The organism is uncultured Altibacter sp. (genome assembly GCF_963972995.1).
Taxonomy (GTDB): Bacteria; Bacteroidota; Bacteroidia; order Flavobacteriales; family Flavobacteriaceae; genus Altibacter.
Genome location: NZ_CAXAXI010000020.1, coordinates 21,991 through 42,741 on the forward strand (window position 1 = coordinate 21,991; position 20,751 = coordinate 42,741).

General features: G+C 43.3%; 19 protein-coding genes. 1 reads left to right on the forward strand and 18 read right to left on the reverse strand.

Going from position 1 to position 20,751, the window contains the following annotated elements:
* Positions 1–15: 15 nt before the first annotated feature.
* Complete coding sequence (locus AACZ11_RS09330) at positions 16–717, forward strand: RNA pseudouridine synthase (protein ID WP_290627482.1); 702 nt, start codon at positions 16–18, stop codon at positions 715–717.
* Here AACZ11_RS09330 and AACZ11_RS09335 read toward each other — a convergent pair whose 3' ends face one another.
* From AACZ11_RS09335 to AACZ11_RS09420, 18 genes are all read right to left on the reverse strand, one after another.
* Positions 718–1,371 (reverse strand): response regulator transcription factor, encoded by a 654-nt coding sequence (locus tag AACZ11_RS09335; protein WP_290627443.1) that lies wholly within the window; start codon positions 1,369–1,371, stop codon positions 718–720.
* The gene (locus AACZ11_RS09340; protein ID WP_290627441.1) at positions 1,352–2,143 is read right to left on the reverse strand and encodes an ATP-binding protein; all 792 of its coding nucleotides are present in this window, start codon (positions 2,141–2,143) and stop codon (positions 1,352–1,354) included. The genes AACZ11_RS09335 and AACZ11_RS09340 overlap by 20 nt, the downstream gene beginning before the upstream one ends.
* Before the next feature lie 684 nt (positions 2,144–2,827).
* Positions 2,828–3,160 (reverse strand): hypothetical protein, encoded by a 333-nt coding sequence (locus AACZ11_RS09345; protein WP_290627439.1) that lies wholly within the window; start codon positions 3,158–3,160, stop codon positions 2,828–2,830.
* Positions 3,161–3,277: 117 nt separating this feature from the next.
* Positions 3,278–4,126: a biotin-dependent carboxyltransferase family protein gene (locus AACZ11_RS09350; protein ID WP_290627437.1), complete on the reverse strand. Its 849-nt coding sequence runs from the start codon at positions 4,124–4,126 to the stop codon at positions 3,278–3,280.
* Positions 4,119–4,844, reverse strand: coding sequence for a 5-oxoprolinase subunit PxpB (gene pxpB / locus AACZ11_RS09355; RefSeq protein WP_290627435.1), 726 nt, complete (start codon positions 4,842–4,844; stop codon positions 4,119–4,121). The genes AACZ11_RS09350 and pxpB overlap by 8 nt, the downstream gene beginning before the upstream one ends.
* Positions 4,841–5,578: a LamB/YcsF family protein gene (locus tag AACZ11_RS09360; protein WP_290627433.1), complete on the reverse strand. Its 738-nt coding sequence runs from the start codon at positions 5,576–5,578 to the stop codon at positions 4,841–4,843. Before AACZ11_RS09360 ends, pxpB begins: the two co-directional genes overlap by 4 nt.
* Positions 5,575–6,798 (reverse strand): Nramp family divalent metal transporter, encoded by a 1,224-nt coding sequence (locus AACZ11_RS09365; RefSeq protein WP_290627480.1) that lies wholly within the window; start codon positions 6,796–6,798, stop codon positions 5,575–5,577. Before AACZ11_RS09365 ends, AACZ11_RS09360 begins: the two co-directional genes overlap by 4 nt.
* Positions 6,799–6,883: 85 nt before the next feature.
* Positions 6,884–9,754, reverse strand: a complete 2,871-nt coding sequence (locus tag AACZ11_RS09370; RefSeq protein WP_290627431.1) for a pitrilysin family protein — start codon at positions 9,752–9,754, stop codon at positions 6,884–6,886.
* 119 nt (positions 9,755–9,873) lie between these two features.
* Positions 9,874–11,415, reverse strand: coding sequence for a YifB family Mg chelatase-like AAA ATPase (locus AACZ11_RS09375; protein ID WP_339832251.1), 1,542 nt, complete (start codon positions 11,413–11,415; stop codon positions 9,874–9,876).
* Between the two features lie 76 nt (positions 11,416–11,491).
* Positions 11,492–12,169, reverse strand: a complete 678-nt coding sequence (locus AACZ11_RS09380; protein WP_290626881.1) for a response regulator transcription factor — start codon at positions 12,167–12,169, stop codon at positions 11,492–11,494.
* A complete protein-coding gene (locus tag AACZ11_RS09385; protein ID WP_290626882.1) occupies positions 12,166–12,954 on the reverse strand; it encodes a sensor histidine kinase in 789 nt (262 codons plus the stop codon). The genes AACZ11_RS09380 and AACZ11_RS09385 overlap by 4 nt, the downstream gene beginning before the upstream one ends.
* A gap of 1 nt (position 12,955) precedes the next feature.
* Positions 12,956–13,606 carry a hypothetical protein gene (locus AACZ11_RS09390; RefSeq protein ID WP_290626883.1) on the reverse strand — a complete coding sequence of 217 codons (651 nt, stop codon included), beginning with the start codon at positions 13,604–13,606 and terminating at the stop codon, positions 12,956–12,958.
* The gene (locus AACZ11_RS09395) at positions 13,607–13,966 is read right to left on the reverse strand and encodes a hypothetical protein (RefSeq protein ID WP_290626884.1); all 360 of its coding nucleotides are present in this window, start codon (positions 13,964–13,966) and stop codon (positions 13,607–13,609) included. It abuts the gene before it with no gap.
* Between the two features lie 101 nt (positions 13,967–14,067).
* A complete protein-coding gene (gene pgi / locus AACZ11_RS09400) occupies positions 14,068–15,636 on the reverse strand; it encodes a glucose-6-phosphate isomerase (RefSeq protein ID WP_290626885.1) in 1,569 nt (522 codons plus the stop codon).
* A gap of 26 nt (positions 15,637–15,662) precedes the next feature.
* Positions 15,663–16,526 (reverse strand): N-acetylglucosamine kinase, encoded by an 864-nt coding sequence (locus AACZ11_RS09405; RefSeq protein ID WP_290626886.1) that lies wholly within the window; start codon positions 16,524–16,526, stop codon positions 15,663–15,665.
* Positions 16,527–16,528: 2 nt separating this feature from the next.
* Complete coding sequence (gene gap / locus AACZ11_RS09410) at positions 16,529–17,527, reverse strand: type I glyceraldehyde-3-phosphate dehydrogenase (protein ID WP_290626887.1); 999 nt, start codon at positions 17,525–17,527, stop codon at positions 16,529–16,531.
* 62 nt (positions 17,528–17,589) lie between these two features.
* Positions 17,590–18,576 carry a 6-phosphofructokinase gene (gene pfkA, locus AACZ11_RS09415; RefSeq protein ID WP_290626888.1) on the reverse strand — a complete coding sequence of 329 codons (987 nt, stop codon included), beginning with the start codon at positions 18,574–18,576 and terminating at the stop codon, positions 17,590–17,592.
* Between the two features lie 326 nt (positions 18,577–18,902).
* Positions 18,903–20,747 (reverse strand): CocE/NonD family hydrolase, encoded by a 1,845-nt coding sequence (locus tag AACZ11_RS09420; RefSeq protein WP_290626896.1) that lies wholly within the window; start codon positions 20,745–20,747, stop codon positions 18,903–18,905.
* Between the last annotated feature and the right edge of the window lie 4 nt (positions 20,748–20,751).

Consider the following 20,751-nt stretch of genomic DNA (forward strand, 5'->3'; position numbering starts at 1 on the left):
TCAGAAAAGAATAGCATCACACAGTCATCTGTACATAGCACCAAAGAAAATCTTCAGGTCCTTTATGAGGACAACCATTTAATTGTTATTAACAAGCGACCCGGTGATATTGTGCAAGGAGATAAAACGGGGGATATGCCGCTTTCGGAAGTAGTAAAGGATTACATTGCCGATAAGTATAACAAACCCGGAGCCGTCTATTTAGGGGTCGTGCATCGGCTGGACCGTCCCACTAGCGGGATCGTTGTATTTGCACGAACATCTAAAGCTTTATCGCGGTTAAACAAACTATTTTCAGAAAGAGAAACAGAAAAGACCTATTGGGCGATCGTTAAGGATATGCCGCCCAAACCCCAAGGAACTTTGATCCATTATTTAAAACGTAATCCGAAACAGAATAAATCGTATGCCCACGAAAAGAAGGTCCCGGACAGTAAAAAAGCCGTGCTACATTACAAAGTAAAAAAATCGCTTCAGAATTATTATCTGTTGGAAATCGATCTGGAAACCGGTAGGCATCACCAAATCCGCAGTCAGTTATCGGGTATTGGCACACCCATTAAAGGAGATTTAAAATACGGTTTCGATCGCAGTAATAAGGACGGGAGCATCCATCTGCACTCCAGAAAGCTCAGCTTCGTGCATCCGGTACAAAAGGAACCGGTTAGTTTTGTGGCACCGCCACCGGACGACGCGATATGGAATGCCTGTGAGTGATCACAATGAAATGATCTCGTTCTTAAGACCATAGATCACCAGCCCTACCCTATTCTTTATATGCAATTTATTGAACAATTCTTGACGGTAACCGTCTATAGTCTTTGGACTTAAGTTCATGACTGCAGCGATCTCTTTATAGGTCATCTCACTGCACGCCAGCTGCATGAAGGTGATCTCATTCTCTTTTAAGGCTAAGTCTTCGGACGAATTATCGGGCCGAAGGGAGTGCAGTAAGGTTTCGGCTACTTTTTCGGAATGGTAATACCCTTTTTCCATTACTTCATGTAGGGCCTCTTCCAATTTATCGGGGTGTATATCTTTTAACAGATACCCTTTCGCCCCACCTCGAAGCATGCGCAGGATTACAGCTTCATCATCTTCCATGGAAAGTGCCAGCACTTTAATGGAGGGGTGTTTTTCGGTAAGCCATTTCACGGTCTCAAAACCATCCATGACAGGCATATTGATATCGAGCAGAATGACATCCGGTAGTTTAGCGCCTTTTTCTATTTTTTGCTGAAGGTCGGCGCCATTCTTTGCATGATAAAGTACATCGAATCCATCAAAGGTTTCGATCAATTTTTCCAGTGAACCGGCAAACAGTACATGGTCGTCAACAATAGCTACGTGGTTAGGTTGTTTTTTTGTCATGGGAATAGGGATATTGCAATACTAATTGGGTGCCTTGACCCGGTTTGGAAGTTATAGAAAACGAAGCTTCCAATAACTCCGAGCGGCTTTTCATGGTTTCCATTCCACTATTACCGCTTTTCGTTTCGGGATTAAAGCCCGCACCGTCATCACGAACGATGATCTCCAACGTATCAACTTTGTAATTTAAATGTACGAATAATTTGGAAGCTTTTGCGTGTTTCATCACATTTGAGAAACATTCCTGCAAGATCCTAAAGATTATAATTTCGTTCTCGCTCTTAATGTCAATAGCTGTACCTGTTATCTTTAGTTCCGCTTTTAAAAAATTTAGACGGTTAAAGCGTGCTACCTCTACTTCTAGGGACTGTATCAATCCGTTCTTACGTATTACATCCTTATTGAGGCTTTTGGAGAGGGAGCGGACTTCGGTGACGGATTCCTTTACCACATCCTTGGTTTCCAAGATCCTATCGTGCAATTCGGCCGGAGCGGCATTCATGAGCATATTCAACTGTATATTTGCAACAGAAAGTAACTGCCCAACGTTATCGTGCAGTTCCCATGCAATATTCTTTAAGGTTTGTTCCTGGATCTCGAGCTGCGCATTGACCAGTTCGGTTTGAAATTTCTTTTCTGCTTCAAAACGTTCTAGCAGGTATTTGTTCTTCTTACGCTGAAACGCAATAAAAAAGAGTACGACAAAGAGGACCAAAAAGAAAATGACCGCAATAAAATATCCAATTAGTAAGACCTCTTCTTTTTCGAGCATACAATAAAACCAATTATAAAGCTGGTGTACATGAAAATGTTCGCATAAAGATAAACATACACTTTCAATTCCACGAGAAAGGTATTGTTTTTAAAATATTCTGAAAAGATATCGACAGGTGTTATGCATAAATTAAATACTAATACGCCCACTGAAATATACAATGGTAAAAAACGCTTGAGCTGAAGCAGTATATCACTTCGCAATAGTTCAAAATAAAACAATACGATGCTAATCGCCAACAAAAGAGTACCTACGAGTGAAACAAATTGTGAGTAGCTTGTAAAGAATGTGTCTGTTATAAAAAAGCTTAAAATCGATGAAACTATAAAGAAAACAAGGAAACCGGCCAAGAGCAATCGCCAAGACGCAGCACGTAGAAACGATCTAAAATAGTAAATAAAGAAGCTAAAGCTTAAAACGGTATAACAGTTAAAAAGCCAATAATTACTTTGAAATAAAGTACCTTTTACAAAGGCAAAATATTTGTACTCTGTAAAATGCGCTATCCCTGCATAATATCCCATCAGTTCGACTAATAATGTAATCCAGAGAAAAAGCACTAAATAGGTAGTGCTTTTTAATCGATCATTTTTTCGAATGTAATACGTTCCAGCAACGGCTGCTCCTAATTCGACTAGTAAAATTGGCAGCGTATGTTGTATGAAATAAGAAAGATCCAAGTTAATAGGCTTTAGGCGGCCATCCTCCTGTTCCTTTGTTTAGAGGGTCTATATTGTAATTATTATCGGCACTCATAGCGGTCCCGTTGGTAGCAGACAAAAGTACCGTTCCCTTGTTGGGCTGTGGCAGGTCGTAGGCTGCATAATAGATACGTATACCCGGCTTTGCAATATTTTGTTCTGAAGAAAGTTCGCGAACGTAATCCAAGAATTCTTGCAGTTCTTCCAGGCTGTAAACAACTTCGTAAGAGTCTGAAGTTCCCTTGGTATCTCTGTAATTCTTTTGCAGATCTTTTCCTTCTTGAACGGTAACACATTTGGCTGGTCTTCCCATAATTGATTTTATTTTGTTAGTTAATTGTTCCTAAAATTAGTTAAAATGTTTGGTTGTTGCTTCACATTTTTAAGAATAGGGGAAAATACCCCCATACTATTCAGGGTTTTTCCTTGATTACTCCTTTAAATAGAATTCTACTTGATCCCCGGCGCGCTTTTGTGCCAAAATATTTATCGCTCCTTCCGTTAGTTGCAGTATACGGGCATACCCTCCGGTAGTTTGTGCATCCCGCATGAGTACGGCACAATGACCTGAAGGCATCAATTGAACCGTACCCGGTTGCACGGGCGCTGTGATGATCTCGCTAGCCTTGATACCCTGAAAGCCTTCAAGAAGATACGCCATTCGATTGCTTTTTGAAGACACCACAGCAGACGTACGGACTAACTTTTCCTGAAAGGATTTTGAAAGTTGATCGAACTCCGCTCCTTTTAGAACCTCAAGGTACCGATTCTCGAAAACAGTTCGGTCTATCTTCACCGAAGCAGTTGTTTTTTCCTTTGCTAAAGGGATTGCAAGAATAGGTAACACATCTCCGGAGGTGAGTGAGGTCTTTTGAGTGACCCCTTCATAAAAACTATAACTACCCATTATATACTCAGTTTGAAAACCGCCAAGTACAGCCATATATGCTCTTAGGCCGTAATTGGGTAGTCCAAATTTTAAAACAGCATCCGCTGCTACAAGAACACGGGTATTCAACGGAATTTCCACATCGTTGCAGGTAGGTGAAAAACCCGCTCCGGTGATCGCAATGAGCGTGGGTTGTGTGAACCGAAGAACGGGACCTATGTGGGTGATCTCCATTACGGCCGCTCCTTCGGCATTGCCTAGCAGTTTATTTGAAAGTCGGGCAGAAAACCGGTCCATTACGCCACTTACCGGAACACCCTGAGCGCGATACCCAAACCGACCCATATCCTGAATGGTAGTATGCATACCTCCTGAAAGTACTTCAACCATGATACACCTCCTTTTCTACACTGTAGGTCCCCATGGCAAGCTTAGACGCAATTGCATCAAACTCCTTCATTGAAATACGACGAAATTTTATATAATCTCCCGGCATGACAAGTGTGGGAGACGTAGCTTGCGGATTGAACATCTCCAGCGGTGTCCTGCCCAGTATGTTCCAACCCCCGGGGGATGCCATAGGATAAATGCCTGTCTGACTCCCGCCAATGGCCACTGCGCCTTTAGCTATTTTTGGGCGAGACGTTGACTTCCGAGGATGAGACAACTGTGTATCAAGGCCACCTAAGTATGGAAAACCGGGTAGAAACCCCAAAAAATAGACTTGGTATGTTGGAGCCGTGTGCTTTTGTATGATGTGTTCAATAGATATTCCTTTTGCTTCGGAAAGTTCCTTCAGATCGAGACCGAAGGTTTCATCGTAACAAACCGGTACGGTGATACAATGACTGGAAATAGCCGTTTCAGTTTCAGAAACTGAAAGATCCTTCAGCTCGTCTATAAATGCGCCAAGATTGACATGCTCTTTCAGAAAGACAGCTAATGAATGGTACGCCGGTACGACATCAACGATCTTTTCAGAAAAACCAGCGATCACTGCTTCTTGCCAAGCCAAGACGTGTCTATGTACCTCGAATGAAATTTCCGAAGGAAATGAAATCTGCACCCCGTGCATGCCAAATCGTTGAATATCGGGTGCCGTATTCATAACAATGGAATGGAATGTTGCTGCATCTTCTCATGTATAAACCTCAAAATAGGAACTGCTGCCGCATGGTCACTATGGATACAATAGGTTTGCGCAACTATAGGTTGTACTGTTCCTGAGATACTTGTAACAGTTTGAGACGTGAACATCTCAAACAATTGCTGCCATGCCTGTGACGGACGTTCAATAATGGCACCTTGCTTAGAACGATCAACCAGTGAGAGGTCATCGTTATACCTACGGTCAATAAAAGCTTCAAACACCAAAGGTAACAGATTTTCGGCCTTTTTAGCTAAAATAGAACGGTAGGGAACGTATAGTTTTGGACGTATCTTGGTCGTGACAATGGCGTCCACAACGGCATCGGCTGTTGGGGCGTCCACGGCCGCATAATTGTATAGCGCACCGTGTAGTTTAATATGGTGGACAGGAACTTCTTCGGTCTCGCAGACCGCATAGAAATGGATCAATTGATCGAAAATGCTTTGCATGAGTTCACTTTTGGTCATACTTAGCAATTTTCTGCCAAAATGATCACGATCGGGAAAGGAAGGGTGGGCACCCACAGCCACCTTATACTTTTTTGCGAGCTGTACTGTCGTGCGCATGCTTGTTTCCGTTCCGTAATGTCCGCCACAGGCAATACTGCAGGAAGAGATCAAAGGCATGATGCTTTCATCCTTTCCGCTGCCCTCCCCAAGGTCTGCATTGATATCTATAAGATTCGGGGTCATAGTATTTCAAATACTTTAGCCAAACTCTTTACGCCTAATAAAATGCTTGTAAGCACTATAAAAAACCCAAGCAAATTTTGTACAACTGTATTGCGATTGGCCCCCATTACCGTCTTTCTATTGACCACCCATAATAAGAAGATCGCAATAACAGGCAATAAGATACCGTTGGCTACCTGGGCAAATTGAATGATCTCAATAGGTTTGATCCCTAGGGAAGAGAAGACAATACCCAAACCAAGGACACTCATCCAAACCGCTCTAAATCCAAGACTCCTCAACCCTGCCTGCCATCCGAAACAACCTTTCACCACGTATGCAGCAGCTAACGGCGCCGTAATAGCCGAAGTAATCCCGGCCGCAAATAAACCAATACTTAAAAAGTATGTTGCGAAACTACCAAACAACGGTGCCAGGCTTTGGGCGAGATCTGAGGCATTGGACACTTCACTTTGCTGTATGGCCGCTGCTGAAATGATAATGGCCATTGAGACAAGCCCTCCTAGAAGTATAGACACATACAAATCCTTACGAGCGGCGCCAAGGTCCCCAACACCGTTCCACTTTTCCTTGACCAAAGACGCATGAAGAAACAGATTGTAGGGCACAACGGTTGTCCCTACCAAAGCGATGATCGTGAGCCAGCCCTCTTCCGGAACTTTGGGTATAAAAATACCCTGCAGGATCTCAAGAACATTGGGGACGGTACGTACCGCAGTAATTAAAAAAGACACGCTCATAAGCAATACTAAAATTATGAGGCTACGTTCAATAACCTTGTAGTTTCCAATATACAGCAGTACAAATGCCAATGCACCTATGCCTACGCTAAGAAGGTTGACTTCCATACCTGCAAAGAGCAAAGTGTATTGTTCAAAAATAGTTTGAAGTCCCAATACACCTCCACTTATGTTTCCTGCTTCGTAGGCAGCATTTCCAATTAAAATCGCCGACAACATGAGTAGAATCGCAAGCCCTTTCGCAACAGGATGTTTAATTTCCTTCCTTATATTCTCGGCCAGTCCGCTGCCGGATACCAGACCCAGGCGTGCAGCCATTTCTTGGAGTACGATCGTAGCGATAATTGAAAGGGCCATCGCCCATAGCAAGGTGAACCCAAACTGAACACCGGCCAAAGTACAGACTGTAACCGTTCCGGGGCCAATAAAAGCGGCCGCTACTAAGGTTCCGGGACCAATATTCTTGAAGCGTTGTATCAAACTTTTAAGATCACTTGTTCTGCTAAAGGTATCAAAAAAAAGGGACGCTCCATGGCGTCCCTTCTTCAACTATTAAAAATTAAACCTACATCTTAACATCTTCTAATGTTACTTCTTCCCCTTCCTTGTTCAACAACTTAACCTCATCAAAGCCCATCTTCTTAAACTGAGCAAACTGTGTGGCGGCATCACCAACGACCAAATAGGCCATTTTAGATTCGTCCAGGTATTTGTTCGCCAATTCTTTGTGTTGCTCCAGCGTCATACCTTTGATCACTTTTTCTTCATTTTCGATGTAGTTAGGAGGTAAATCATAACTACTCATTTCCTGAAGCATCCCAAGCAATGAGAATTGTGTCTCAAAGCGGCGTGCATTGGATTTAATCAAGGCGTTCTTCGTAAATTCCAGATCTTCTTCAGAAATTCCATCCTTATATTTAGCGATCTCGTCTTTGAAGATTTTTACAGATTCACCGGTTGTATTTGTTCGAACACTAGATGAAGCGGTGAAGGTTCCCGGGATCTTAGTTCCGCTAAAACCGGTACGGGCACCATAGGTATATCCTTTCTCTTCACGAAGAATAAGGTTCACATTCCCTGAGAACGATCCTCCTAATTTGTAGTTCATCACCTCGGCCGGATAAAAATCCTTATCGGTTCTAGGCAAGGCAATGTAACCAATATTGATCACAGATTGCTTCGCATTTGGGATGTCGACAAAATACAAAGAAGCTTTGTCCCGATTATTTGCCACCGGATATTCGGGTATGGTCACATCTTTCGCTGCCCAACGTTCTTCCAGACCTCTCAAACTTTTTAAAGCTTCCTCCTTATCGATCTTCCCTACCACGTGGAAGGTGCTAATGCTTGGAGAAAAGTTCTTGTTATAGAATTCTTTTAGATCATTCATCGTAATGGCTGCTACGGCTTCTTCGGTTCCACTTATCGGGTAACTGAAGATATGGTCCTCGCCGTATAAGAGCTTATCGTACACTCTGTTGGCTACCACATTCGGGTTTGCGTCGGAACGTTTGATCTCGTTGATGGTCTTGGTCTTGATACGTCCAAATTCTTCTTCGTCCCAACGTGGTTCCAAGAGAATCTCTTCGATAAGTTTCATGGTCTCATCGAAATTACGCGTTAAGGTATTCCCACGGATCACAATAGATTCGTTGGTGGTATACATATTAATGGAGGCACCTAAGAGTTCTATCTCTTCTTCCAATTGTTCGGGTGTCTTGTTAGCAGTTCCTTCCATCATGATATCTGTCATCAGATTGGCCACACCGTTCTTATCCTTACTATCCATTAAATGCCCTCCCTCTATTACCAAACTGAAGTTTACGGTTGGGATCTCATTCTGCTCAATTCCGTAGACATCCATTCCATTGGAAAGTTCGGCCGTCCACGTATCCGGTATCGTTAATTTAGGAGCTTCTCCTTGCTTCGGTTCTACTGAACGGTCTATTTTAGAAGGCGTCTTAGCAATCTCTTCGTTTGAATCTGTTACGGTCTTGATTACATTCTCCTTGATCTCTTCTTCTACAACGGCCGCCTTTTCAGAATTTGCAGCGATAAGATCGGTTTGCCCCTTCGGAACAAAACTAGTCATAACATAAGGCTTGTCCTTGATGTAGGTATTGTAAACACGCATGACATCCTCTTTGGTAACTTTTTTGATATTCTCGATATCCTGCTCAATAAAGCCCGGATCCCCGGCAAATACATTGTATTGTGCTAACTGAAAGGACTTTCCTAATACGCTGGAAATACCATTGTAAAATTGTGTTTCCAACCCTGCCTTGATACGCTCGATATCACGGTCTGTAACACCTTCCTTTTCAAATAATTGGAACGCTTCAAAAATCCCTTCTTCTACTTTTTTCAAGTCCACACCGTTGTTCGCCGTAATACGAATATGAAATTCTCCGGCCAGTTCCTGTGCATTGTTATATGCATTGGTCTGGGATGTAAGTTCCTTTTCTTTGACCAATACTTTATACAAGGGTGCTTTCTTTCCTTGTGAAAGTATTTCAGCTAAGAAATCAAGTGCATACGCGTCTTCGGTATATTGCTCCGGCGTAGGCCAAACCATGTTCAATTGCGGGGCCGTTGCGAAATTATCTTCATGATACAAACGCTTGGTCGTTTCCAATGAAACGGGCTGTGGTTTTAATGGCTCAACTTCTTGACGACGTTTGATCTCTCCAAAATACTTTTCGATCATTTGCTTGGCTTCTTCCTTCTCAAAATCTCCTGCCAATACTAAGGTTGCGTTGTTAGGACCATAAAAACGATCGTAGAATTCACGAACGTCATCTACAGTTGCATTTTGAAGGTCTACCAGTTCCCCGATCACTTGCCAATTATAAGGATGGCCTTCGGGATACAAGTTCTTATCCAGCACCCAGTTCGTATGTCCGTAAGGATTGTTATCCACACGCTGTCTTTTTTCATTCTGTACCACTTCCTGCTGATTGTAGAAAGCAGATTCGGTAACAGTATTGACAAAGTATCCCATTCGGTCGCTTTCCAGCCACATGATCATTTCCATGGCGTTCTTAGGTACTACCTCATAATAGATCGTTCCATCCTTCCAGGTTCCTCCATTGAGTGTTCCTCCGGCATCCTGAATCTTCTTAAAGAACTGATCCTCTCCTACGTTCTCTGATTTTTGGAATAACATATGCTCAAATAAATGAGCAAATCCCGTACGTCCGGTCTTTTCACGATTGGACCCCACACCATATTGTATGGCAAGTGAAACAATAGGGTCACTCTTGTCTTGATGTAATACAACATCCAATCCGTTCTCCAACTCGTATTTTTCAAAATCGATGGAGAGCTGTGCTGTTTCTTCGGCTTTTTCGGCCTTTTCATTTTTACAGGATGTCATTGTAAATGCGATAGCAAACAGAAAGATTGCCAGCATTTTAAAAGAATTTCTTGAAGTCATTTTTTGATTGTTTTTTAAAGAGTGCTAAAGATACAATGGCATGCCTATACAAATCTTAAAAAAGTGTTAAAACAACGAAAGCAAATACAAGTTAAGGGATTCAATATCCGCATCGAAAATTACCCAAACCACCCTTCCCTGTCCAAACTTCGGTATTGGATCGCTTCGGAAATGTGACTCCCCATAATCGCTTCGGAAGCATCGAGGTCCGCGATGGTACGGGCTACTTTTAAGATACGGTCATACGCCCTGGCCGACAGGTTCAATCGTTCCATAGCTGTCTTCAATAACTGAAGCGACTCCGCATCGAGTCGGCAATAGGTTCGAATCTGCTTTACCCCCATTTGAGCGTTGTAATGAATGTGTGAGAGGTTCGAAAACCGCTGTGCCTGAATCTGTCGTGCCTTGGTGACACGCTCTCTAATCACAATGCTGTGTTCGCCTTTGCGTTCTTCGCTCAATTTTTCAAAAGGAACCGGTGTCACCTCAATATGAAGATCGATACGATCCAGCAGCGGGCCCGATATTTTTCCTAAGTAGCGTTGCATCTCTGCCGGCGACGAGGTGACAGGTGCATCGGGGTCGTTAAAATAGCCCCCGGGACTGGGATTCATACTGGCAACGAGCATAAAGCTTGAAGGATAGGTCACGGTAAAGCGTGCTCTTGAAATTGTGACCTCCCTATCTTCCAGCGGTTGTCGCATCACCTCCAATACCCCACGCTTAAATTCGGGTAATTCGTCTAAAAACAAAACCCCGTTATGGGCCAATGATATCTCTCCCGGTTGCGGATATTGTCCGCCGCCCACTAATGCCACATCCGAGATGGTATGGTGCGGACTGCGAAATGGTCTGCCGGTCATTACGCCTCCTTTTTCCATCGTACGGCCCGCCACACTATGGATCTTGGTGGTCTCTAGGGCTTCCGATAACGAGAGAGGCGGTAAAATACTGGGCAACCGTTTGGCGAGCATGGTTTTACCGGAACCAGGCGGACCAATTAAAATTATATTATGACCACCGGCTGCGGCGATCTCCATACATCGTTTTATGGACTCCTGACCTTTCACATCGGCAAAATCATGTTCCGGATTTTCGAGGTGTTCATAAAATTCGGCTTCCATATCTACCACGGTTTCCGTTAAAGGTATTCCCTCATTAAAAAGATCGATCACTTCTTTAATGGTGTTGGCGCCATACACGGCGATCCCGTCCACAATAGCAGCTTCCTTCGCGTTTTGCTTCGGAAGGATAAAGCCTTTAAAACCCTCTTCTTTGGCTTTCACGGCAATAGGTAATGCGCCGCGAATGGGCTGCAGACTCCCATCTAAAGAGAGTTCCCCCATGATAATAAAATCAGATAAAGGAACTTCTTCCGTTATTTGACCGGTGGCAACCAAAATTCCCATCGCCAAAGGTAGGTCGTAAGCAGACCCTTCCTTCCGCATATCGGCCGGTGACATATTTAAAATGAGCTTTTTGCCTGGAATCTTATATCCATTGTTCTGAAGCGAGGCGGCTATGCGGTAATTACTCTCTCGAATAGCATTATCGGGCAGACCCACGAGGTGGTACCCGATACCGATATCTACATTAACTTCTACTGTGATGGTGGTTGCGTCAACGCCAAAGACGGCACTCCCGTAAACTTTTGTAAGCATAAGCGATTCTTAATCGGGGAGTTGACTGCTGAAGGACTAAGGTACTAAAAAAATACCTTCCGAAGAAAAAGACAATCTAATCTATAATGATGGGTGGTACCAGATCGTTGTTAATGGCAAAGATCACCAAGCCGGCGATGTTCTTGACTCCGGTCTTTTCTAAGAGGTTCTTGCGGTGTACTTCTACCGTACGCGGACTGATAAACAGCGTGTCGGCAATCTCTTGAGTGGTGAGCTGCTTACAAATAAGTTCTAAGACATCTTTTTCGCGCGGCGTCAAGAAATTCTCATCGAAAACAGATTTTTCGCCGGCTATAGAAAGTGAGGCAGCACGTTCATTGAGGATCTGCATCACATGGTTGTCGTAATAAAACCCGTTATAAAAAACTTGTTTGAGGGTATGGATTACCTTTTCGGGAGGTGAATTCTTTACCAAATAGGCACTGGCACCAACGTCTATCATGTTTCTAATAAATGGCTTCGTATTGTAGGTGGTAAGTGTAATAATGCCAATTCCGGGATATTCCAACCGAATACGTTTTGTCGCTTCCACACCATTCAATTTTGGCATTTTAATATCCATTACAATAATATTGGGCAGCTGGGATGCTTCCGCAAGATACGCTACAAGTTCTTGCCCGTTTGAAGCTTCATAATCGATCTTTATCGATTCGTCTCGCGATAGAATATAAGACATGCCCACACGAAACAGTTCTTCGTCGTCTGCTAACACTACATGTATTTTCTCGCTCATCGCTCTATTTTTATCGTCAATTGTACGCCATCACCCGGTCTTGAATCTACCGAGAGCGTTCCGTTCAAGATCGCTACCCGATTGGTAATGCCGCTCATTCCTATGCCTTTGACCAGTGTTTTCGTATCGGGGTCGAAGCCTTTTCCATCATCTTTATATTGTAAAGATAACCGGTTTTGTTCGGTTTTAACGGTGAGCTGTAAGACAGTTGCTTCGGAATGTTTGATGGCGTTATTGAATAGTTCTTGAACAATACGAAACACATGAAGTTCCTTTTCCGGCGGTAAGAAGCCTTCCGCATACGGGAGATCGCAACGTATCTGAAACTTCTTGGTCTCTCCTACCTCATCACACAATTCTTCCAAAGCCGCTTTCAGACCAAATTTTTCGAAAGTGGGCGGCAAGAGGTCGTGCGCGATTTTACGGGAACTTTCCAAAATTGTAGAGGTAATTGACAGGATCTGCTTACCAATGGTGTTGGTATCTTGAGAAGAAATGTCCGCTTCGGTTAGAAAATTGGCATTGAGTGAAACCACATTGAGCTTTGAACTAATCGCATCGTGAAGGTCTTGTGCGATGCGCTTGCGCTCCTCTTCCTGTGTGATCAAAGTAGATTGTATCACCTCCTTTTGATGTTCGATCTCCATGCTGGCCTTTTCCAATTCGGTTTTTATAATCTTTTTTCGACTGAAATAGAAAAAAGCAATGATGGCTGCAGACATTAGGATTACTATGCCTAATGCAATAACGATAATGCCTACTATCTGTTCTTCAGAAGAAACCATGTTATTTTTTAAATTTTATTATCGTTCTATCAGCATAATTTTTCCACCATTCCAACATAATAAGCAATTGAAAAATAAGATATAAGGATATATTTATATCCTGTAAAAGACTGGGAATATAGATTGGGATTGTATCATCCAGTACTAAATTTCCGGAAGCAAAGATGAGGATACTTGACAAGAGATAAAAGAAAACACCTACATTCACAATGATAAATTCTTTTTTCTCGGATAACGATCTGTAAAAGTATAGCAAGGAATAAAAGACTAATAGAACCTGAGTAATGGTAGCGCCTATAGGGTTGTAACGAAAATACATATCCGGCGTGATTATGTATTGTACCCCTATAAAAAGCAAGGTTAACCCTCCTATAAATAAAATCCATTTATGCTGTAGCAACTCATAATAGAACAGCGACAGGAAGATAAATTGAGACACAAAATAATAAACAAACAAATATAGATTTGGTTCATTTGGATATACATATTTATGCAAACGCAAGGAAATTTGAACCAATGCTATGGCGATAAGATAGAGTGTAAAGATTTTATAGGTCTTGTTATTCTTTGAAAAACCCAGGATGTAAAAAAGGGGATATATAACTGACAAATAAATGGTAATATCCCCCAAAATATCGAATAGTTCCTTCATCTAGTTCAAAGGACTGTTAGGATCACATTTTGGCGGACACGGCTCTGAAAAATCCCAGATCCCGTTGGCTCCTGCATCAATGGTATTGAGCGAGGTGGGCAGCAAGTCTTCATACACCCCTTCGCGATTTTTTTCGGTTCCCACGATGATCAACTTTTCGGTATTGGAAGTAGTGTCAATACCCAAATAGGCTCGTACACAAGCGTCCCCGGAAGTAGGATTACCCATTTCGGCAAGTACACCCTGCAGATCCTGTACGGGTATTAAAAATGCGCGTGCATCGGTGGAGGGTGTACTTCTCCAATTCGCGGTCCAATCTTTTGCTTGCTGAAGGGTAATCTTTTTGTCTGTCTGACTCATACAATAGTGGTTTAAGGTTATTATCAGACTTAAAAATATAAAAAAGCAACGGTTTGCTGCTGTGGGACCGAAGAAGATTTCAGAATAAAAAGAACGGCCCGCTATCGGTTCTGTAGTTTTTTAAGTAATTGCTGTGTAGAAGGATTATCGATCACGGTATCCTTCTCCTGTCGAATCGCCTTTAAGGTGTTGTTCGCCAGCTTTTTACCCAATTCAACACCCCACTGGTCATAGCTGAAAATATTCCAGATCACCCCCTGTACGAACAACTTATGTTCGTAAAGTGCCATAAGACGACCCAAGGAATTAGGGGTAAGTTTCTCCAGCAAAAGCGTTGTATTTGGTTTATTGCCTTCAAATCTTTTGAAAGAATTTTCCACTTCGCTCCCCAAGGTTCCTTGCATCAAGGCCTCCGACTGTGCCAGGCAATTGGCCATTAAAATGTTTTGATGTTCTGTATCCCCGTGAAGGGATTCTGAAAAAACGATCAAATCTACAGGGATCAATTTGGTTCCTTGATGTAAAAGCTGAAAGAACGCATGTTGGGCATTGGTACCCGTGGTACCCCATACAATCGTTCCGGTTTGATAGGTTACGGGATTCCCGTTTCTATCTACTCCTTTTCCGTTACTTTCCATCACGGCTTGTTGTAAATAGGGAACTAATTTCGTAAGGTATTGGGAATACGGAATAACCGCCTCGGTCTCGGTTCCGAAGAAATTATTATACCATATAGATAGTAGCGCTAAGGTTACCGGAATGTTCTTTTCGAAATCTGTATTCCTAAAATGTTTGTCCATGTCATGAGCCCCTTGCAATAATGCTTTAAAGTGGGTATAACCAATTGCACAACAAACCGATAAACCTACGGCACTCCACACCGAGAAACGACCGCCTACCCAATCCCATAACGGAAAGGTGTTCTCTTTTGCGATACCAAACGCCTGCACAGCTTCCAGGTTTGTAGAAACCGCTACAAAATGCTTTTCAATAGTTTCGGGCGGCGCCTGCTCTAAAAACCAACGCCTCACCGTATGTGCATTGACCAGGGTCTCATGTGTGGTAAAACTCTTGGAAACCACAATAAAAAGCGTGGTCTCGCGGTCGACAGTTTTAAGGATCTCTGCGATATGATCCCCATCTACGTTCGAAAGAAATTGCACATTTAAATGATTCTTATAGAATGTAAGTGCTTCGGTCACCATTTCAGGACCTAACGTACTTCCGCCTATCCCTATATTCACAATATCTGTAATAGGTTTTCCTGTATAGCCTTTCCACGCTCCGCTTATCACCGCCTGTGAGAACTGTTTCATTTGATGTAAGGTCGCGGAAACCATCGGATTCATGGTTTCAAAATCACGCAGTGCCGTATGCAATACGGCGCGTTGTTCGGTTTTATTGATCTGTTTTCCGGTAAACTGTGCATCTATCGCATCTTTTAACCCAACTTCCTCCGCCAGTTCATAAAGCAAAGAAAGGGTCTCCTGCGTAATACGGTTCTTTGAAATATCCACATACACCGATTGCCATTGCAGTCCCATTTTTTTCGCTCTCTCGGGGTCTTCTTGGAACAGATCGGGAACATTTAAACACCTAACTTCTTCAAAATGGCGCGTGAGCTTCTTCCAAGCTTGAGTAGTGGTAGGATCTATGGAGGGTAAGGACATGCGAAGTTGGGTCTTTTATCGTTTGGTTATGGTTTCGAACCTATACGGTGCGTACGGTAATAGTCTATGAGCCCGTCGATAGGACGTTGTAACACGTTCCCTATTTGCAGGTGATGCGCTTTACAACGTTCCTTGAGGATCTTTTCTGAAAAATAAGCGATAGAGCCTATAAAATGTATGGGTACTTCTTTTGCTTCGGAAAAAGGAAGCACTCTGCACGCCAGGAACTCATCGATCCCTTTTCGTATCAATTGGTAAAAATAATCGTTTATCTCTTCCGAAGTAAAAATAAATTCGGCAAAAGAAGCAAGATAGGCATTCGCATTGGGTTTTTTGTATAATTGCTGTTTGATGGTGTCGGGATTCAGATCGAAGCGGGCATCAAAATCTGAAGCGACCGAAGCGGGCATCCGTTCATAAAAATAATCCCGAAGCAGTTCTCTTCCGAAGTAATTGCCACTAGCCTCATCCATCACCGAGTAGCCTAATGACGGCACCTTGGTGTGCAGGGTCGTTCCGTCAAAGTAGCAACTATTGGAGCCCGTACCCAAAATACACACAATACCCGGAGTGGTCGTGACCGCATGCACCGCCGCTACCATATCCTCATGCACGGTGATCGCGGCATTCTCAAAAACGCGCTCTAAAGTCGCCTGAAGCATGGCAACGGGCGTTTTGGTTCCGCAACCGGCCCCGTAAAAATCCAAGTGGCTTACTTTGGTCATAATGGTTTGGAGCGCTTGGTTGGAGAGGATTCGCCGTTCGATCTCTTCTTGGGGAACGATCGCAGGATTTAGACCCGGTGTTTGTGTTTTAAGCAAAATACCTCCACTGTGATCCATCAGGATCCAGTCACATTTGGTCGATCCACCATCGGTAAATAGTATCATAGTTACAGGGTTGCCACGTGTGCTGCCAGGTCGATCAATTTCGTCGAATAGGCATATTCATTATCGTACCAAGCCACTAACTTAAAGAAATTATCATTAAGGGCAATACCTGCTTCGGCGTCAAAATTACAGGTATGGGGATCGCTTACAAAATCCTGCGATACCACCGGTTCATCGATATATTGAACGATCCCTTTGTAAGCTCCTTCCGACGCTTCTTTAAAGATGCGTTTTATATCGTCATAACTCGCCGATTTCTCAGTGCGAACCGTAAGATCCACCACCGAAACATCGGTCGTTGGCACCCGAAATGCCATACCGGTCAATTTTCCTTTTAATTCGGGGATCACTTTGGTTACTGCCACGGCTGCTCCCGTTGTTGTTGGAATGATATTGCTAAGGGCACTACGTCCCAAGCGGTAGTTCTTTCGGGAGGGTTGATCCACGGTTGATTGGGATGCCGTAACCGAATGAACAGTGGTCATAAGCGCTTCCACTATTCCCAACGAGTCGTGCAGAATCTTTGCCATAGGTGCCAAACAATTGGTTGTACAGGATGCATTTGAAACGATGGTATCTGAAACTTTTACTTCGGAATGATTCACTCCCATAACAAACATAGGAGCTGTTTTGGATGGTGCAGAGATCACAACCTTCTTAGCACCGGCTTTTAGATGTGCCGAAGCCGCCTCAACCTCTTTGAAGATGCCTGTGCAATCAACAATAATTTCTGCGCCCACAGCATCCCATTTTAAGTTTGCAGGATCTTTTTCGGACGACACCCGAACCGTTTTACCGTCGACCACTAAATTACCGCGATCCACTGCTACGGTTCCGGGATATTTCCCATGTACCGAATCGTATTTTAAAAGATAGGCCAAGTGTTCAACGTCCAATAAATCGTTTACAGCTACTACTTCTATATTTGAGTGATTGGCCGCAATTCGAAAGGCAATTCTCCCGATACGCCCAAAACCGTTGATTCCAATTTTTATACTCATCTATTCCATTTCTTTTTGCTCGGTGCTTACTGCAACCTTCGTTAGTATATCTAGCATTCAATTTAGATCGATGTGATATCTGCCACACGTATTAACTCTTCATCAATAACGTTCGACCCTTGTATCGCTTCTGTAAAGGGAACAGACACCACCTTATTATGAACCAGGCCGATCATGACATCGCGTTCGCCACGAAGTAAGGCATCAATAGCACCAACCCCAAGTCTGCTTGCCAAGACCCGATCATAACAACTGGGGGCTCCACCCCGCTGAATGTGTCCCAATACGGTAACACGTACTTCGTATTCCTGCAAATGTTCCTCTATGTATTTTGCCAGTTCAAATATGTTCTTTCCTATTTGGTCTCCTTCGGCAACCACTACGATACTCGAGCTCTTTCCCGACTTCTTACTTCGCTTTAGGGAAGCGACCAATCGTTCCCGACCCATATTTTGCTCGGGGATGAGGATCTCTTCGGCACCTGCCCCTATTCCTGCATTCAAGGCGATATCCCCAGCATCACGCCCCATGACCTCTACCAAGAACAAACGATTGTGCGAATTGGCGGTGTCTCGTATCTTGTCGATCGCCTCCACCACTGTGTTTAGAGCTGTGTCATAGCCAATGGTAAAGTCGGTTCCATTGATATCATTATCAATGGTTCCCGGCAATCCCACCACCGGGAAGTTATGTTCTTCATTAAAGACTATGGCACCGGCAAAGGTACCATCCCCACCAATGACCACTAAGGCATCGACTTTAGCTTTGTTTAATTGGTCATAGGCTTTCTGCCTTCCTTCTTTGGTTCTGAAATCTTTTGATCTTGCCGACTTTAAAAAAGTACCGCCTCTATTGATGATGTTTTTTACCGAACGTGCATCCAGTTCCTTAAAATCTCCTTCGATCAATCCTTGAAGACCGCGATAGATACCCACACATTCTAATTGGTGGTAGGCACAGGAACGCACTACGGCACGGATAGCAGCATTCATGCCCGGAGAGTCGCCTCCACTGGTCAAAACAGCAACTTTTTTTATCGTGGTATTCATTACGTAAAACTATGATTTAATTTTAAAGGGAACAATGACTTGAGTCATTTTATTGTGCGTGCTCTACTCTGAAGACAGTATACAACTCTCTGTATGGTGTCTTTGAAAAAAATACGTGTTTGTACGTATGGACTTGCGTGCTAATGAAATTTATCTTTGGTAATGAATTAGTGAATAGGTGTCGGAATATTTTTTGTGGGGATAGAAAATTTTTCCGGCGCGCTTTTTAGAAGTTGCTTAAACGCTTTTAAAATTTACTAAGTTAGGTTTGTTATAGCGTCCAGGTGAAGACCGGGGCGCTTTTTTTTATACCTTATCCCTACCTTCTATTTTTCAAGAACGGTAAACTCTATAGACGAATCATTAAAGACTTTATGGGTTTGTTTTTGAAAGTCACTTTCCTTTGCTTCAAAGATATTGGGAACGTAGGTTTGCGGATTGAGATCGATCAAAGGGAACCAAGTACTTTGCACCTGCACTTGTATCTTATGCCCTTTTTTGAAGGTGTGATGCACATCCTGCAACTTGATGGTTACCGGAGTTTTTGTGTTTGGCTCAAAAGGTTCGGGATTGCTGAAATCATTTCTAAAACGTCCTCGCATCACTTCACTGCGAACCATCATATGGTAATTACCCATCTTTAGATATTCCTGCGTTTCCTCGTAATCGGGGGCATCCGGCGGATACACATCAATGACCTTAACAATCCAGTCGGCAGCGGTACCCGTAGTAGCGACTTGCAACTTTGCCAGTATATCTCCCGCAAGGGTAATATCTTCGGAAAGCACAGGTGTTTCGAAGACTAATACATCGGGGCGACGCGCAGCAAACCGTTGATCGTCTGTCATGTACTTTCTGGGGGTGAATACCATTTTGATATCTTCGGAATAAGGAACCGGTTTCTTTGGATCGCTTATAAATTCTTCGAAGGTGTAACTTTTTTCAGCAAAGGGATTAAGACGTTGTCCGCTTTGCAACCAATAGGTTTTTCTTGACGTATTCTTAGGAGGCCATTCAGAATAACTCTTCCATTCACGCGAGCCGGAATCGAACATATAGGCTTCAGGAAGTCCTGTACTTCCGTCACCGGATTTTTTTAAAAAATGATTAAAGAATTTGGTTTCTACATCTCGCTGGTAATCCCGAGAAAGATTGTCCCCAAAATACACATTGCCAATCGCCTGCCGTACATTAAGCCTCGCCCAATCGCCATGACTCCAAGGACCAAACACCATAGTGTTGTACGTGTCGCTGCTCTCTTCAATGGCTTCATAGGTTTCAAATGGCCCGTAAAGATCTTCGGCATCAAACAAGCCACCTACGACCATAACAGCCGGTTTAATGTTCTTTAAATGCTGAATGATCCCTCGCGAACGCCAAAACTCATCATAATTTGGGTGTTCTTTCAGCTGCTGCCAGAACACATTATCCTCTTTGTAATATGTATCTAGGTTTGACAAAGGTCCAATGTCCAGAAAAAATTGATACTGATCCTCAGTACCCAGCTCGGGAAAAGAGTACCAGGCTTCGGTAGTAGGTTGGGTCTTTTCGTAGCCAAAGACGGCGGTGGCACGCCAATAACTTAGCAGATATGCTCCGTTGTGATGAAAGTCATCAAAAAAGAAGTCCCCAATACAGGCTTGAGGTGACGAAGCCTTTAAGGCAGGGTGCGCATCCAACAATGAATACGTAGCGTAGAAACCCGGATAGGAAATTCCCCAAGTACCCACGCGCCCGTTATTGTTAGATATATTCTTTACCAACCAATCAATACTGTCGTACGTATCGCTGGCCTCATCCACCTGATTTCCGGTCTTATTGGGTATGTACGCACGCATGTTATCATATACGCCTTCGCTGTTCCATCGGCCGCGAACATCTTGATATACAATAATGTTCTTTTCTTTCATTAAATACTCATTAGGACCGATCTTGGAACGAAACTGATCCTCCCCATACGGCTGACAACTATACGGTGTTCGTTGAAACAAAATTGGATACGTCGTCGATGTATCTTTAGGTGCATAAATCACAGTGAACAGTTTCACACCGTCGCGCATGGTGATGTATGTTTCAGTTTTGGTGTAATTATCCTTTACATACGTATCCTCCTGCGCCATAGCGAAGGTTCCTAAAAGGACGGTAATAACTACTAAAAGACTTCGTTTCATCATG

Bases quoted from the DNA above. Each gene is read 5' to 3' on its own strand.
- AACZ11_RS09335 (WP_290627443.1), bottom strand. From the start codon at position 1,371: ATGACAAAAAAACAACCTAACCACGTAGCTATTGTTGACGACCATGTA.
- AACZ11_RS09340 (WP_290627441.1), bottom strand. From the start codon at position 2,143: ATGCTCGAAAAAGAAGAGGTCTTACTAATTGGATATTTTATTGCGGTC.
- AACZ11_RS09345 (WP_290627439.1), bottom strand. From the start codon at position 3,160: ATGGGAAGACCAGCCAAATGTGTTACCGTTCAAGAAGGAAAAGATCTG.
- AACZ11_RS09350 (WP_290627437.1), bottom strand. From the start codon at position 4,126: ATGGTTGAAGTACTTTCAGGAGGTATGCATACTACCATTCAGGATATG.
- pxpB (WP_290627435.1), bottom strand. From the start codon at position 4,844: ATGAATACGGCACCCGATATTCAACGATTTGGCATGCACGGGGTGCAG.
- AACZ11_RS09360 (WP_290627433.1), bottom strand. From the start codon at position 5,578: ATGACCCCGAATCTTATAGATATCAATGCAGACCTTGGGGAGGGCAGC.
- AACZ11_RS09370 (WP_290627431.1), bottom strand. From the start codon at position 9,754: ATGACTTCAAGAAATTCTTTTAAAATGCTGGCAATCTTTCTGTTTGCT.
- AACZ11_RS09375 (WP_339832251.1), bottom strand. From the start codon at position 11,415: ATGCTTACAAAAGTTTACGGGAGTGCCGTCTTTGGCGTTGACGCAACC.
- AACZ11_RS09380 (WP_290626881.1), bottom strand. From the start codon at position 12,169: ATGAGCGAGAAAATACATGTAGTGTTAGCAGACGACGAAGAACTGTTT.
- AACZ11_RS09385 (WP_290626882.1), bottom strand. From the start codon at position 12,954: ATGGTTTCTTCTGAAGAACAGATAGTAGGCATTATCGTTATTGCATTA.
- AACZ11_RS09390 (WP_290626883.1), bottom strand. From the start codon at position 13,606: ATGAAGGAACTATTCGATATTTTGGGGGATATTACCATTTATTTGTCA.
- AACZ11_RS09395 (WP_290626884.1), bottom strand. From the start codon at position 13,966: ATGAGTCAGACAGACAAAAAGATTACCCTTCAGCAAGCAAAAGATTGG.
- pgi (WP_290626885.1), bottom strand. From the start codon at position 15,636: ATGTCCTTACCCTCCATAGATCCTACCACTACTCAAGCTTGGAAGAAG.
- AACZ11_RS09405 (WP_290626886.1), bottom strand. From the start codon at position 16,526: ATGATACTATTTACCGATGGTGGATCGACCAAATGTGACTGGATCCTG.
- gap (WP_290626887.1), bottom strand. From the start codon at position 17,527: ATGAGTATAAAAATTGGAATCAACGGTTTTGGGCGTATCGGGAGAATT.
- pfkA (WP_290626888.1), bottom strand. From the start codon at position 18,576: ATGAATACCACGATAAAAAAAGTTGCTGTTTTGACCAGTGGAGGCGAC.
- AACZ11_RS09420 (WP_290626896.1), bottom strand. From the start codon at position 20,747: ATGAAACGAAGTCTTTTAGTAGTTATTACCGTCCTTTTAGGAACCTTC.